General features: G+C 63.0%; 13 protein-coding genes. 4 read left to right on the top strand and 9 right to left on the bottom strand.

The genetic code is table 11. The annotated features are described in order from the left end of the window. The 3 genes from F757_RS36890 to F757_RS35930 all read left to right on the top strand — a co-directional run. On the top strand, window positions 1-460 hold a 460-nt coding region (locus F757_RS36890; protein WP_269661137.1), incomplete at its 5' end, for a hypothetical protein. Window positions 461-470: 10 nt separating this feature from the next. Beyond that, window positions 471-1,433 carry an NmrA family NAD(P)-binding protein gene (locus F757_RS34200; RefSeq protein WP_035467489.1) on the top strand — a complete coding sequence of 321 codons (963 nt, stop codon included), beginning with the start codon at window positions 471-473 and terminating at the stop codon, window positions 1,431-1,433. Further along, a complete protein-coding gene (locus tag F757_RS35930) occupies window positions 1,430-1,606 on the top strand; it encodes a hypothetical protein (protein WP_156923748.1) in 177 nt (58 codons plus the stop codon). Before F757_RS34200 ends, F757_RS35930 begins: the two co-directional genes overlap by 4 nt. A 344-nt stretch (window positions 1,607-1,950) precedes the next feature. Here F757_RS35930 and F757_RS0127110 read toward each other — a convergent pair whose 3' ends face one another. The 9 genes from F757_RS0127110 to F757_RS0127065 form a co-directional block, all read right to left on the bottom strand. Next, window positions 1,951-3,594 (bottom strand): ABC transporter ATP-binding protein, encoded by a 1,644-nt coding sequence (locus F757_RS0127110; protein ID WP_027214125.1) that lies wholly within the window; start codon window positions 3,592-3,594, stop codon window positions 1,951-1,953. Next, on the bottom strand, window positions 3,591-4,706 hold the full coding sequence (locus F757_RS0127105) for an ABC transporter permease (RefSeq protein WP_027214124.1): 1,116 nt from the start codon (window positions 4,704-4,706) through the stop codon (window positions 3,591-3,593). The genes F757_RS0127110 and F757_RS0127105 overlap by 4 nt, the downstream gene beginning before the upstream one ends. Continuing rightward, a complete protein-coding gene (locus F757_RS0127100) occupies window positions 4,660-5,712 on the bottom strand; it encodes a microcin C ABC transporter permease YejB (RefSeq protein ID WP_027214123.1) in 1,053 nt (350 codons plus the stop codon). The genes F757_RS0127105 and F757_RS0127100 overlap by 47 nt, the downstream gene beginning before the upstream one ends. 15 nt (window positions 5,713-5,727) lie before the next feature. Continuing rightward, window positions 5,728-7,599, bottom strand: a complete 1,872-nt coding sequence (locus tag F757_RS0127095; protein ID WP_035467493.1) for an extracellular solute-binding protein — start codon at window positions 7,597-7,599, stop codon at window positions 5,728-5,730. Window positions 7,600-7,816: 217 nt separating this feature from the next. Beyond that, window positions 7,817-8,584 carry an energy transducer TonB gene (locus F757_RS0127090; RefSeq protein ID WP_027214121.1) on the bottom strand — a complete coding sequence of 256 codons (768 nt, stop codon included), beginning with the start codon at window positions 8,582-8,584 and terminating at the stop codon, window positions 7,817-7,819. Beyond that, window positions 8,581-9,000 carry an ExbD/TolR family protein gene (locus tag F757_RS0127085; protein WP_006051605.1) on the bottom strand — a complete coding sequence of 140 codons (420 nt, stop codon included), beginning with the start codon at window positions 8,998-9,000 and terminating at the stop codon, window positions 8,581-8,583. The genes F757_RS0127090 and F757_RS0127085 overlap by 4 nt, the downstream gene beginning before the upstream one ends. 25 nt (window positions 9,001-9,025) lie before the next feature. Next, window positions 9,026-9,637 (bottom strand): MotA/TolQ/ExbB proton channel family protein, encoded by a 612-nt coding sequence (locus F757_RS0127080; protein WP_013343245.1) that lies wholly within the window; start codon window positions 9,635-9,637, stop codon window positions 9,026-9,028. A 114-nt stretch (window positions 9,638-9,751) separates the two neighbouring features. Then, a complete protein-coding gene (locus F757_RS0127075; RefSeq protein ID WP_027214120.1) occupies window positions 9,752-12,457 on the bottom strand; it encodes a TonB-dependent receptor in 2,706 nt (901 codons plus the stop codon). Window positions 12,458-13,780: 1,323 nt separating this feature from the next. Continuing rightward, window positions 13,781-14,029: a hypothetical protein gene (locus F757_RS0127065; protein ID WP_027214119.1), complete on the bottom strand. Its 249-nt coding sequence runs from the start codon at window positions 14,027-14,029 to the stop codon at window positions 13,781-13,783. Between the two features lie 259 nt (window positions 14,030-14,288). On the opposite strand from F757_RS0127065, the gene F757_RS0127060 reads away from it, so the two are divergent. Continuing rightward, on the top strand, window positions 14,289-14,870 hold the full coding sequence (locus tag F757_RS0127060) for a lipocalin family protein (protein ID WP_027214118.1): 582 nt from the start codon (window positions 14,289-14,291) through the stop codon (window positions 14,868-14,870). The last annotated feature ends 533 nt before the right edge of the window (window positions 14,871-15,403 follow it).

The raw sequence follows: 15,403 nt of genomic DNA, 5'->3' as shown, positions 1-15,403 counted from the left end.
GCCGCCGTGTGCCGGTGGGATCGGTGCTTGGATCGGTGTGGCGGCGGGTGTGACGGCGCTCATGGTTGGCCTCGCGGATGGCGGTCTGTCTGCGCATTTTGCCGGGTTTTTGGCGGCCGCGCTTTGGCGCTTTGGGGCTTTGGGGCTTTGGGGCTTTGGGGCTTTGGGGCTTTGGGGCTTTGGGGCTTTGGGGCTTTGGGGCTTTGGCGCTTTGGGGCTTTGGCGCTTTGGGGCTTTGGCGCTTTGGGGCTTTGGCGCTTTGGCGCTTTCGGCGCTTCCGGCGCTCGGCAAGCCGTGTGCGCTCCGTTCCTCCGCGCCGTTACTCTCGCGGCCCGTCCCTCGCCGCCAGCAGAAAGCAGCTACCGCGCGCAAGCGATCATCCGAATCTGCTCATCTGCATCTTCGCGTGCGCGTTTTGCGTAGCGCCCGTCTCTATGATCCGTCCATGACGATCCACTAAGGAGCCTCATGTGTTCGTGATCTTTGGAGCAGGCGGCAATGTAGGCAAAACATGCGCTACCGCATTGCGGCGCGCCGGCCACGACGTGCGTGCGGTGCTTCGCAGTGCCGCGCAGGCCGCGCCGCTCGCCGAGATTGGCTGCGACATTGCGATTGCCGACCTGCGCGACCGCGCGTCGATGGCTCGCGCCCTCGACGGCGCAAAGGCGGTGCAGATACTGTGTCCGGTGCCGCGCGATCATGCCGACCCGGCGCGCGAAATGCGCAGCATGATCGACGCGAGCGTCGACGCGTTGCGCGCGAACCCGCCTGAACACGTGCTCGCGCTGTCGGATTACGGCGCCGAGCATGCGAGCGGCACCGGCATCACCACGCTATTCCACTACCTGGAGACACGGCTCGGCACGCTCGACACCCGGCTCACGTTCCTGCGTGCAGCCGAGCACATGCACAACTGGGCACGCGTGCTGCCCGTTGCTTTGTCCACCGGCGCGCTGCCGAGTCTTCATCATCCGCTAGATAAGCGCTTTCCTACGGTCGCCGCGCAGGACGTCGGCGCACTGGCCGCTCAATTGCTGCTGGACGCAAAACCGCCACGGCATGCGCCGCGCGTGGTGAGCATCGAAAGCGAACAGCGCGTGAGCGTTCTCGATGTCGCACGCACCATCGGCGAACTGGCGGACCGCGCGATCACGGCGCAGGCGGTGCCGCGCGAGCAATGGGCGGCCATGCTCGAACGTGCCGGTCTTGGCGAGGCACACGCGCGGCTCATCATCGATCTATACGACGCTCATAACGCCGGCCGCATCGATGTCGAGGCCAACGTAAGCGAGCGCCGCACTGGTCCGACGACCCTGGCGCAGGCATTAGCGGTGCTCGTACGAGGTGGGGCAAATAAATCGAATGGGGCAAACAAGCCAAACAAGCCAAACAAGCCAAACTGGGCGAATGGCCACGCAGGAGCCCATGAATGAGGAAGACGGCGATGACAAGCTGTGTGCTGCAGTACCAGACGAAAGCCCTGCGCGTAAATGTTAGCCGCCTGCTCGCGCTCGCGCTGGCGCTGGCGGGACTGTTCGGCTGGCGCGCGCTGCGGGATCTTCTTAACGCGATTCCCGACAGCAACGAAGACTTCGGCTTGTTCTAGACGGTTGGGCTCGTACAGTTCGCGTGCAAGCGCACGCAACCGACACGGCGTCAGCAACACCGAGCGTTGAGCGGCCCGCGTGGAGATAGTGGCTGGACCGGTTCGCCACTTGCGCCTGGATGCAGCGACCTGGTCAACCTCCACCCGCCGTGGCCAAAGGCATCAAGCCGCGCGATTTACCTCGCGGCGACACGCCCCGGGCATGGCCCCTGTCGTTCAGGACCGTATGCTCCGTGCGGCTTGTACGAGCCGATCTGCCGCTGCGGCCGCAGCCGCGGCTGAGGCTGAGGCTGAGGCTGAGGCTGAGGCTGAGGCTGAGGCTGAGGCTGAGGCTGAGGCTGAGGCTACGGCTGCGGCTGCGCCTGCGCCTGCGGCGACATTAATGACGAAGCCAGCAGCGCGCGCGTGTACGGATGTGACGGTGCATGCAAAACCTCGAGCGTGTCGCCGGTCTCGACGACGCGCCCCGCCTTCATCACGATCACGCGGTGAGCGACGGCCCGCATCACGGCAAGATCGTGCGTGATAAGCAGGTAGCTTAGCCTGCGCGTGTTCTGCAGATGCACCAGCAATGCCAGCACCTGCTGCTGGATCGAAACGTCGAGCGCGCTTGTCGGTTCATCCAGCACGAGCAGTTCAGGCTCCACCGCGAGCGCGCGGGCAATCGCAATCCGTTGACGTTGGCCGCCGGAGAACTCGTGCGGATAGCGCGGCATCGCATCCGCGGGCAGCCCCACTTCCTCCAGTAATGCGGCAACGCGCACGCGCCGGGCCTCCGCACCCATCTCAGGCCGATGCATGACAAGGCCCTCGCCGACGATCTGTTCGACCGTCATTCTGGGCGAGAGCGAGCCGAACGGATCCTGAAACACCACCTGCATGCGCGAGTACAACGCCCGCCGCGACCGCGCGGTCGTCAGCAGCGATAACGGCATGCCGTCGATATGCACGTGGCCCGAGGCCGGGCGCTGCAAGCCGAGCACGGTGGCCGCGAGCGTCGACTTCCCCGAGCCCGATTCTCCGGCAATGCCGAGCGTCTCTCCGCGCCGCAAGCTGAAATCGACATCGTGCACCGCGCGAAAGGTCGAGCGGGCAAATAGCGAGCGCCAGCCTTTGGCGGACGTGCTGTAGTCGACACTGAGCCCTTGCACGTCGAGCAGACGGCGCGCGCCTTTTTCGAGCGGAGCAATCGACCGGCGCGGTTCGCTGTCGAGCAGACGCTGCGTGTACGGATGCCGCGGGTCGGCGAACAACGCCTCTGTCCTATTCGTTTCAACGAGCACGCCCTTTTCCATGACCGCGACGCGCTGCGCGAAACGCCTGACGAGATTCAGATCGTGCGTGATGAGCAGCACGGCCATGCCGCGCTCGGCGGCCTCCTGCTCCTGAAGCGCGATCAGCAGATCGACAATCTGCTGGCGCACCGTGACGTCGAGCGCGGTCGTCGGTTCGTCGGCCAGAAGCAGGCGCGGACGGCAGGCGAGCGCCATCGCGATCATCGCGCGTTGACGCTGGCCGCCTGACAACTGGTGCGGAAAACTGTCGATACGCCGCTCCGGCTCGGCAATGCCCGTGCGCCTGAGCAGCTCGATGCCGCGCGCGCGCGCCGCGTCGGGCCGCCCGCCCTCGTGCAGACGCACGCTTTCGGCAATCTGCTTGCCGATCGTGAAAAGCGGATTGAGCGCAGTCATCGGCTCCTGAAAGACCATCGCTACGTCCGCCCCGCGCAGGCCGCGCATCTCCTGCTCGGTTTTTGCGAGCAGGTCTTCGCCGTCGAGCAGAATCCGGCCGCTCAAGCGCGCATGATCGACGAGCCGCAAGATGGACAACGCCGTGACGCTCTTGCCCGAACCCGATTCGCCGACCAGCGCGAGCCGCTCGCCGCACGCAATGGAAAGGCTCAGATCGCGCACCGCGAAGCGGTCGCCGAAGCGCACGGAAAACCCCTCTATCTGGAGCAAGGGCCGCTCGATGGGCGCGCGGTTCATCGCGGCGCTCCACCGAAAGCGGAACCGCGCGAGCGGGTGTCGAGCGCATTACGCAGTGCGTCGCCAATAAACGTCAGCAGCAACAGCGTGACGACGAGCGCGGCAAACGCGGAGACGGATATCCACCAGGCGTCGAGATTGTTCTTGCCTTCCTGCAACAGCTCGCCGAGGCTCGGCGTCGGCGGCGGCACACCGAGGCCGAGAAAATCGAGGCTGGTGAGCGAGAGGATCGCGGCGCTCATCCGGAACGGCAGAAAGGTGATCACTGGCGTGAGACTGTTCGGCAGCACATGGCGCCAGATGATCTGCCAGTTCGACAGCCCCAGCGTGCGGGCGGCCTTGACGTAGTCGAGTGAACGGTTGCGCAGAAACTCCGCGCGCACGTAGTCGGACAGCACGAGCCAGCCGAACATGGACAGAAGAATGAATAGCAGCCACAGCGTCGGCTCGAAGATCGACGCGAAGATAATGAGCAGATACAGGTCCGGCATCGAGCTCCATATTTCGATCAGGCGCTGCCCGAACAGGTCGGTGCGTCCGCCGTAGAAGCCCTGAACGGCACCCGCGGCCACGCCGATCAGCACGCCCGACACCGTCAACGCGAGCGCCATGCATACCGACAGCCTGAAGCCGTACAGCAGCCGCGCGAGCACGTCGCGGCCGTATTGATCGGTGCCGAGCCAGTTCGACGAAGTGGGCGGCGCCGGATACGGATGCACCGCGAAATAGTCGATGGTGTCGTAGTGGAAGCGATTGGGCGGATAGATCGCGAAGTTGCCGTTCGACTCCAGCCGCGAGCGGATATAAGGATCGAGGTAATTCGCACGCGCCGGAAAGTCGCCACCGAAGAGCGTCTCCGGATAATCCTTCACGATCGGAAAATAATAGTGCCCGCCGTAACGCACGATGAGCGGCCGGTCGTTCGACAGTACCTCGCCGAGCAGGCTGAGCACGAACAGCGACGCGAAGATCACGAGGCTCCAGTAGCCGGGACGCTGCCGCCGAAAGCGCAGCCACGTGCGCCGCCACGGGGACGGCACCGCCTGGCGCATTGCGCCGGATACTTCATCGGTCCAGCCGGTTGAACTGGATGCGCGGGTCGACGAGGACATAGCAGACGTCAGCAATGAGTTTGGTTACGAGAGCGATCAGCGTGAAAAGGAACAGCGAGCCGAGCACGACCGGATAATCGCGGCGAATGACGGAGTCGTATGAAAGCTGACCCATGCCGTCGAGGGAGAACAGGGTTTCGATCAGCAGATTGCCGTTCAGGAACGCGCCGACGAACGCCGCCGGCAAACCTGTCAGCAGCGGAATGGCGGCGTTGCGCAGCACGTGCTTCCACAGCACGTCGCGCTCGGCCGCGCCCTTTGCGCGAGCCGTCAGCACGTACTGCCGGCCGATTTCCTCGAGAAAGGTGTTCTTGGTGAGAATCGTGACGATCGCGAAGTTGCCGACCACCGACGCCGTCACCGGCAGCACGATGTGCCACAGATAGTCCAGCAGCTTGCCGGGGGCGCTCAGCTCCGCGAAGTTGTCCGACGTGAGGCCGCGCATCGGAAACACCTGCCAGAAAGTGCCGCCACCAAACAGCATCAGCAGCAGAACGCCAAGCACGAATCCGGGTATCGCGTAACCGGCGAGCACCAGCACGCTTGTCGCGGTGTCGAAGCGCGAACCATTGCGCACCGCCTTCGCAATGCCGAGCGGCACGGACACCAGATACGTCAGCAGCACCGTCCATAGCCCGAGGGTGATCGACACCGGCAGCTTCGAGCAGATCACGTCCCACACTCGCGCGTGCTGGTAATACGACTGCCCGAGATCGAAGCGCGCATAGTGTTTGAGCATCAGCACGTAGCGCTCGAGCGGCGGCTTATCAAAGCCGAACTGCTTTCTGATCTGCTCGATCTGCTGCGGATCGACGCCCTGGCTGCCGTGATAACCGCCGCCGCCCGCCCCCGCCTCTCCGCCACGGCCGGCGCCGTGGCGGAGTTGCGTCATCACCTGCTCGACCGGCCCACCCGGCACGAACTGCGTAACGACGAACGTCAGCGTGACGACGCCGAGCAACGTCGGCACCATCAACAGCAATCGTCTGAGAATGTAGGCAAGCATGCTGCTCCTCGAAGGCTAGTGAGCCGTGGCCGTGGCCGCGGCCGCGCTGCCGGCTGGCCGCTTTGCGAACCAGTAACTGATCACCCAGTCCTCGTATCCGTATGACGCCGGCACGATCTTCGGAAACCCGAGCGTCGTCTTGTAGCCGATGCGCGCCCCCGGTGCGTGGTACTCCGGCACGAGGTAATACGAGTTGATCAGCACGCGATCAAGCGCGCGGGTCGCTGCCTGCAGGTCGTCCAGAGTGGTTGCGGCGAGCGCTGCGCGAATCAGCGAGTCGACCGCGGGCGAGCGGATGCCGGGGTAATTTTCCGAGCCCACCTGCGAGGCCGCCGCGCTGCCGAAGCGCCGCTCGAGTTCCACGCCCGGAATCGTCACGGGTAAGTAGATATACGTGGTCATATCGAACTCGAAGTTGTCGATCCGCTTCTGATACAACGCACTGTCGATCTGGCGCAAATGCGCGTCGATGCCGAGGTTCGCGAGCGCCTGCATGTACGGCAGGATCAGACGGTCCATGCCTGGCTGGTCGTCAATGATCTCGATTCTCATCGGCTGGCCGTTCGCGTTGCGCAGCGCGCCGTCGCGGTATCGCCAGCCGGCTTGCGCGAGCAGGTCGCGGGCCACGCGCAGATTGCCGCGCAGTGAATTGGGCGGCAGCGTACTGGGCGGCTGCACCATCGGGCCGAACACTTCGGGCGGCAGACTCGCGCGGTACGGCGCGAGCAGCGCGAGTTCCTTCGGCCCCGGCATGCCGGTCGCGCCGAACGGACTCGCGTCGAAATAGCTTTTGGTGCGCCTGTACTGGCCATAGAACATCATCCGGTTCATCCAGTCGTAGTCGAACGCCAGCGTCAAAGCATGGCGCACGCGCACGTCCTGGAACATCGGCTTGCGAAGATTCATCAGCATGCCCTGCATCTGCGCGGGGCCGTCCGCAAAGGTGCCTTTCGCCAGCGAGCCGTTCTGGAAGTTCTTGCCGACATACTTGCGCGCCCACTGCGTTGCGCTGTATTCGACGATCGCGTCGGCGTCGCCCGCCTTGAACGCTTCGAGCTGGGTGTAGTGGTCGCGATACAGCTTGAAGGTGATGTGCGCGAAACGGTACATGCCGCGCCTCGACGGCAGGTCCGCGGCCCAATATGCCGGATTGCGCCTGTAAGTGATTTCCTTGTCGCTCTTGCGCGATTCGACGAGGTACGGGCCGCTCGATACCGGCGCCTCGTTCGCGATCTGGTCGAACGGCGCCCGCTTGCCGTCGGCGCGCATTCCCCACTTCGGCGAGAACACCGGCAAGTCGCCTGCGATCAGCGGCGCATCGCGCTCGGCGCGTTTGAAGTCGAAGCGCACCGTTGCCCGGTCGAGCACGACAGCGCGCCGGATCACCGCGAACTGCGCGTTGAAGACGGGCGACGCGCGCGGGCTCGTCAACGTGTCGAACGAATACTTGACGTCGGCGGCGGTAATCGGATCACCGTTGGAAAAGCGCGCGGCCGGATTGATGTGAAACGTCGCCGAAGAAAAGTCCGGCGCCACCTCCACGTCGTCCGCGATCAGCGGATACTCGGATGCGAGTTCGTCCCAGCTTCGCTGCATCAGCGTGTCGAACATCAGATGCTGCACGTCCGGCGCGGGCGCGCCGCGCACGAGGAACGGATTCATCGAATCGTAGCTTTGCAATTCGTTGTAGTTCTGGAAGCTGAGCTTGCCGTCCGTTGGTGCGGTGGGATCCGCGTAGTCGAAATGCGTGAAATTCGCGGGATATTTCGGTTCGCCGTATTGCGCCAGCGACGGCTTCGCGTGCGCACCTGCGCACAGCACGGCCAACGCGAGGCTCAGGCCGGCGGCGCGCGCCCACGACGAAGCCGCGCCGCGGCCGCGTCGCATCGTGAACATGCATGCGCCAGCGAGCACGAACGCCGATGCAAGCACGCGCGGGAGCATGCGCCGCGCGCGGCGCCGGCGAAACTTCACAGGTCTCATGGTTTAGGAATACCCAAGGTCGTGCGCCGGTTGCAAGCCGGCGCGCGGTACGTCGAACCGGTGCGACGATGACCGCGGTCACCGCGCGCGCCGCTGCTTCCGCTGCTTCAATACGCTTGCGTCATTCGTCGTCGGCAGGCGTGGTCTTGAATGAAAACGCCACTTCGCCGACGTACGGCTCGGCATTCTTCTCACACCGGTATGCCTTCGCCGCAGTCACGACCGCCTCGTTGAACACCGCGGTCGGCGGCGTCACACGCACGATCTTGACGTCGCTCACGCTGCCATCCGTGCCGATCGACAGATGCGCGATGACGGTGGCCGAGATTCCTTCCTGCAACGCGCGGCGCGGAATCTGCGGCTGCACGGCCTGGCAGTGCCCGCGTCCGTCGACCACGCCGTGCAACGCCGGCGGCGCCGCGGGCACGGGCGGCGCGGCGGGTGCCGTGGCGGGACCGGGCGTCGCGTTGGCGGTGGCGAGCGCGGGCGCATTCGCGCTCGGATTCGCAGCGGGCGCGATATTGGCGGGCTTGGGCGTCGCCGACGGCATCGCCGGAGGAGGCTTCTGCACCGGCAACGGTCTGGGTTGCGGCTTAGGCGGTGGCTTCACCGGCGTAGGCGCGGGCGGAGGTTCGAGCTTCTTCACCTCCGGCGGCGGAGGCGGTGGCGGCGGCGCCATCGTCACTTCCATGATCTTGCGCGGGGGCGGCGGCTCCTGTTTGAAACTCACCTGCGAGAGCCCGGCGACGATCAGCAGCTCGACGACGAGCGCAATACCCACCGCGGTCTTCATGGACATGCGGCCGTGCTGCGCCGGATGGGACGACGCCCAGAGGGCGCCGTTCAGACGGCTTTGCGGGTCTGTCATATCGAGTACCGGAGAGCTCATGTCGTCGGATTGGTGGCGAGGGCAACCGAGCTGATGCCCGCTGCACGCACCAGGTCCATTACCTTGACGATGTTCTTGTAGCTCGTGCCCTCGTCGCCTGCGATCGCCACGTCGACCTTCTTCGAATCATGTACGAGCCCTTGCAGATGGGCGGTGAGCTCGGTCGGCGTCACCGGCTTCGCGTCGAGATAGATCTCGTCGGTCTTGGTGACGCCAATCGACACTTTCACCGTCTGCTGCAACTGCTCGGCCGTGCTCGATTGCGGCAGATCCAGCTTGATGCCCGCGCCCTGGATCATCTTCAGCGTGGCAAGCATGAAGAACACCAGCAGGAACATCATGATGTCGATCATCGGAATGATCTCGATGCGCGCCTTTTCTTCCGCGCCCAGGTAATGGCTGCGATGGTTACGCATGATCCTTCTCCTTGGAAGCGGCCGCTCAGGCGGCGAAGCGCGATACGAGCAGCGACTTGATCAGGTCGAACTGGTTGACCGTCATCCGGATGCGCTTGTTGAAGTAGTTCAGGAAGATCACGCAGACAATGGCGATGGTCAGGCCGCAGGCCGTGGCGGTCAGCGCATGGCCAATGCCGCCCGTCACGCCGTTCGGGTTCGCCGTGCCGCTCGTGCCGAGCACATTGAACGACTCGACCATACCGATAATCGTGCCCAGCAGCCCGAGCAACGGTCCGAGCGTCACCGCCGTGTCGAGAATCCACAGATTGCGGTCGAGCCGCGGCATCTGGAACATGATGGTTTCCTCCAGTTCCCGCTCGACCACTGCTTCGGGCTTGCCACGCACCTTCAGCGCGCTTTTGACGAGTTCGCCCTGCACCGTTTGCCCATAGTGCTCGGCGACTTTCTGCGCGTCGGACAGATTGGCCGGCTCGACCATCTTCAGATCGTGTTCGAGCGTCTTGCCCGCCTTGACCGCTCGCGAGAAGAACATGAAGCGCTCGACGATGATCGAGATGCCCAGCAGGAAGATGAAGGCCAGAATCGGAATCAGGCCCATCGATTGAACCGAATAATTGATAAGGGTATTGAGCACGGGGAACTCCAGTTACGTCTCTAACAATGTCGAGCCGCTGCGGTCCCGAAGACCGGGAGCCGAAGCGGCCGACCGACTAAACAGACTGCGTTGTGCAAACAGCCATTGCGCGACTCAGAAGCGATAAGTCGCACCGACCTGGAAGAAGCGGCCGATGTTCGTGTAAAGCGACTGGTCATAGCCGGTGATATCCGGCGTGGCCTGCCACTCCACGTCGAACGGCGGCTTCCGATCGAAGATGTTGTTGATGCCGCCGTAGATGGTCCAGTGCTTGAAGCCGCGATACGTGGCCATCAGGTTGAACTGGCTATACGAAGCCACCGACAAGGTGCCGCCGTCGCCGAATTCGTCCGCTACCGCGTTGGTATACGGGCCGGTGTACTGCCACGTGAGCGTGGTTGTGAGCTTGCGGTAATCCCAGCTCAGGCTCGTATTGCCCTTCCAGCGCGGATTGCTCGCGCCGAACGGCTGCAGCAGCGCAAGGTTGTTGCCGGCGAAGTCCTGGGTCGGCGCGCCGGGGCTATTGAGCTTGAAGTGCCACACATAAGCCCAGTCGCCCGCCAGCGTGAACGTACCGAACTTCGTGGCGACCGACTTGCGGAAGTTCATGTCGAAGCCGTCGGTGTCGAGCGAGCCGAGATTGACGAACTGTTCCTTGATGTAGGCAACGGTGCCGTCGGCATTGCGAATCACCGTCGACGGGTCGTTCGCGTTCATCACCGCATTCGGATCGTTGGTGCCGATCACTCCGTCGATGTGAATCTTGTAGAACGCCGCGCCGATATCCGTCGACGAGTCCGGCGAAAGCTGGAAGCCAATGTTGTAGTTCTTGGTCCGCTCCGGCGAGAGGTCCGGATTGCCGTTGACCTGCTCGGTCGTGAAGTGCTTGGTCGGCGCGCCGCTCGGGTCGTACGGGTCCACCAGATTCTGGTGCGCGAGGTAGGTTGCCTGCGAGTTCTCGACAAGCGTCGGCGCACGGAAACCGCGACTGTACGACGCGAAAGTCGTGAGCGCCTGGACCGGCTGGAAGCGCAGCGCGAAACTCGGCGAGAAGGCCCCGCCGAAATCGCTATAGTGGTCGTAACGGCCCGCCTGCGTGAACGTCAGGTTGCGGATGATCGGAATGTCGATCTGGTAATAGACGGCGGCCACGTTGCGCTCGCCGTCGACGGTCTGCACGTTGGCCGGCGCGGTCACGCCGAGCGCGCTGTAGGTGCGCGAGTTGATGATCGAGCTCTCGTGACGGAATTCCGTACCGAAGCCGACGCCGACCGGTCCGCCCGGCAGGTTGAACAGATTGCCCGTGGAGGTTTTCGCCGTCACGCTGTCGAGCTTCGAGATTGCCTGCTCGTAGTCGTTCTGGAACACGCCGTTCAGCCCGTTCGGCGTGGCAGACGGATTCGAGAAGTTATAGCCGCCGTTTTGCAGAATGTTCTCGACGCCCGCCACATTCAGCACGTTCCTGTAGGTGGTGTCCACGGTGCTCTGCGAGTGGCCGTAGTCCGCGGACCAGTCCCAGTCGCCGAACTTCTGCGTGGTGAAGGAGCCCTTCACGCCCGTCATTGCGCGCCAGAAGGTGGACACCGTATCCGCCGAAACGGTATTCGGGAATGTGTAGTTGATCTGCGCGGGCGCGCCGAACGGGTTGAACGGGTTCGTCGCGGGGACCGTGCGCGACAGCGGCAGCGCCGAGCCGGTTGCCGGGTTGAACGCGTTCGTCGTGCTCGCAAGCGCAGCCGGACCTTCGTTCTGGACTGTCTCGTTGCGGCTCACCCACAAATCGGCGTAGGCCTGCACGTCGTCGTTGATCTTGAAGGTGCCGTGCACCTTCGCGTTCAGACGGGTCGTCGACGGAACCAGCGATGTCGTGCTCGCCGGATTCGATTTGCAGGTTGCGCCGCCGTTTGCCGAGACGCTGCCGGGCGGACATGGGCTAAGGGCAGTCTGGGTGCCGTCGGGCGCAGTCCAGTACGACTGCTGGTTCGGACCGAGCGGACCCGCGAGGCCGCCGGGGAACTGGCTGAAGTCCTGGTTGGCCGTCATCGACCGGTCCGCCAGCGAAGAGCCGCTGTCGCGGTAATAGCTCGCCGCAGCCGTCACGTTGAAGCGATCCGCATTCAGATCGCCGAAGCCGCCGAGCACGCCGAAGTTGCCCTGCGCATCGCCCGGATGCTGCGCCTTGCCGAGCTGGCCGTCGATCTGCAAGCCCTGAAAATTCTTCTTCGTGATGATGTTGACCACGCCCGCAATCGCGTCCGATCCATAGACGGACACCGCGCCCGTCTTCACGATATCGATGTGGTCCACCATGTTCAGCGGAATCGAATTCACATCGAAGAACGTGTCCGTGAAGTTGACCGCCTTGCCGTAGTTCGCCACGCGCTGCCCGTCGACGAGCACCAGCGTGTATTTTTCGCTCAGGCCGCGCAGCGCGATGCCGCCACCGCCCTGGGCCGAACTGTTCATTGTGGTCTGCCCCCAACTGCTGCCCGAATTGGCCGACGTGCCGCGCAGAAAATCGGCCACGGTCGTGTATCCGCTTTGCTCGATTTCCTTGGGCGTGATGGTTTGCACCTCGGTATTGCCGACTTTGTCCGACGTGCGGATCAGCGAGCCGGTGACTTCCACGCGCTGCATCTTCGTGACGTTGCCCGGGTCGGCTACCGCCGGCGCAGCGGGAGTGGCCTCCGACGCCGTGGCCGCCGCGGTGCTGCCGGTCGGTTGGCTTTGCGCAAGCGCCGGCGCGGCGATCGCCGCGGACAATGCGAGTTCTGCCCAAACCATTCTTCTGATGGCCAACGCCAATGCCCTGTGTTTCATTTTCCCCTTCTCGCCTGTCAGTAAAGACCACACTTGTTGTGCAAAGAGAAGTCTTATGAACTTCTCCGCCTTTTTACAACGACGACGCACCACGATTTACCGCTCATGCCCCGCATAAGTGCAAAACATGTCCAAAATCGTTAATTCGCTTTTACTCATTCCGTAGAACGGATTTAGAACGGTCATTAAAGCGACCGCATATAAGCAATCCTAATTACTTAACAAAATGAAAGGACTTTTCTTTCTGGAACATTTCAGTCATGGCAAAACCTGGCCATGACCTGCACTTCACAATGGCTTTGTCGCGCCACGCACTTCGACCGCAAAACTACTTCGGATGCCTAACTTAATGATACTGGGTCGGGGATGCGACGAAGGTCGTTACCCGCGCTCGGCTCTCAGATGTTCAGTCAATTCTGTCAGGCAATAGAAAGCATTCGAACACCCATGTCGCCAGTTCGGTTGCGCTGCCCCGCAAGCGCTGTCAGGCGCGGCGGGCGGCGCTTTGGGTGGCTGAAACATAGCAAGCCAGAATCGCCGAGTCAAAATTTGTTTGATATATGCAAATCTTGTTTCGTGGTTCTGCGACGAGCCTGCCACCCGGTGCATGCAACGCTGGACCGTCGAGCCGTCACCTACATCGGCTGCGACCTGGACGCGGCACGAAGTTCAAGCGCGAGCGAGGACGGCGGCCGAATGACGGACGCACGATTGTGCTCGAGCGGGAAAAGCGTGCGGAGATCTTATCTATCTCGCGACCAGGCGCCGGCTGTTATGAGGCGCTCAATGGACTGGGACAATAACAAATCAAAATCGGTCGTCAAACTTTTTTTGATGAGATTGTTTGAATCTTGCACTAGGTGCGGCATTAGATGGATTGCTCCACCACGTGCGAATTTTCATGCCCCTTTCTGTGCACGGTATGCACCGATATCGGAATTCGACTAAACAAAGAGTCGACCGGAGCTAAACAACGCGTCGCGAAAGAAAACCGCAGTTGAGCTGCATTTGAATCTTGCGGGCGGTTGGCTGCCCTGGCCGCGGTATCCCCCAGGGCGATCGCGCGGCCGCGCGTTGCCGACCACGCACGCTAGGGCGCTCCCGCTTTGCAGCAGAAATGGCGAATTCGTAGAGTGGTTCGGGACGACGGTAGGTGTAATCGGGCAGCGGCCATCAAGCGCGGTGAGCGAAATCCATAGCATGCGGCTCGCGCTCGCCGCGCACGCGGCCAGCATTGCGATAGCCACCGTCGCGATGCTCGCGCCGTCGCATGCTTGACTTGCATCAACCGTGCTGGTCCGGCGAATGCGAGCATAGGGCCAGTCAGGCGGCGAAGAGCCGCGTGCCCATTGCGGCCGAAGGCGGCACCGGCGGGAAGACGTCCCATGCGCCGCTGCCATGCCGAAAGAACACAATGCTCAATGGGCCCGTCGATACCAGACCTTCGAGGCGGACGTAGCGCACGCCGTGGCTGCCGAAGCGCCCGACCTGAGTGATGCGCGCGGGGACCGAGCGCGTCGGCGCGAGCCATTTGTCGACAAGCGCCCTAAGGGGAATGCTAGTGCCGGTCATCGCGTGCTCCTCGGTCTGTGTGCAACGGTGACTGAAGGTTGTTCAGCGGCCTTGTTGAGTACATTATTGAGACCACGCCTGCTGAATTTAAATCAGCGGCGCGCGAATCGCTTGTAGTCGTTGAGGTCGTGCGGTAGGAGTTGTGTGACTTGCGTTTGCGGCCAGCGTCGCACGCCCCGGGCGCGACGGGCGCCGGCAGTTGGCGGGGGCTGCGCGCAGCCAGGACTATTCGGGCAGTCGTTTCAATCAGGAAAGCATCATGCGCAGATCGATGGCATACATCGCCGCACTCGCGACCTTGCTCAGCGCATGCGCCTACGCGCCAACGCCCGCACCCAGCCTGCAGGCGGGCGGCTCTGCGTGCACCGCCGGCGCGCCGCTCGACCTCGCACGATACATGGGGCGCTGGTACGTGATCGCCAACACGCCGTTCCTCAGCGAACACGATTATGTGGGTGACTACGACGAGTGGACACTGCGTGCCGACGGAACAATCGAAGACAAATACCTCGGCCGACGCCACGACTTCGATCAGCCCGTCAGCGGAAGCCAATTCGTCGCCAAGGTGATGCCTGGCACCGGCAACACGAAGTGGCGAGTGGGACTGATCTGGCCGTTCGAAGTGGTGGTCGTCACCGCCTATGTCGATCCCGACTATCGCTATACGATCCGCTGCATGGCGGACGGCAACATGGTGTGGATGCTGGCGCGCGATCCGGAGATTGACCAGACCACCTACAAGGAGATGCTCGACCGGCTCGGCGCCATGGGATTCAATACGGGCCGCATGCGCCGGGTTCCGCAAAAGCCCTCACAAATCGGCCAGCCTGGCTTCCGGTAAGCCCTCCGGCGAGCCGGCCGTGTACTACCACGGATTGGCTCGTGCGAAAGGACCCACGCTCGCGGCGCTCATGGTACTCGCGGACAATCGGCGAACGCACAGATCGGATGCTTGCGAATGAACGTTGGGGCAACTGCGCTTACAGGTCTTCCGAGAGCGCTCGTTCTACTTGCACGGATGCGCGCAAAAGACTGGAACATAGCGTCGCTCTTCGCCTTCCCTGCAACTCTTCCAGCCTTGCGCGCAGTAAACGCGGGCCAGTTGCGACAAGACTTTGAGGATGCCCTTCCATCTGATCGGTCCCACAACTTCAATCGTCAGGCACTTACGCGTGTACTCGTCGACCACTACCAGACACTTCAGTTGCTGGCCGTTAGCACTGCCGTCTAATACGGGTTCGTAACTCCGGACGTGCCGCGCTTGTCACAGCAACCGGAAGCTTTACCCGCCTGGTCCAGTGCGGGAGCATAAATTATCCCGGGATAGGAAACGCCAATGTTTGAATTTTTGTGAACCGGGCTTTGCACCGCCGC

Source organism: Burkholderia sp. WSM2232 (assembly GCF_000472545.1).
GTDB lineage: Bacteria > Pseudomonadota > Gammaproteobacteria > Burkholderiales > Burkholderiaceae > Paraburkholderia.
The sequence above is the reverse complement of the archived record's forward strand: the minus strand, read 5'-3'. Positions and strand labels throughout refer to the sequence as shown.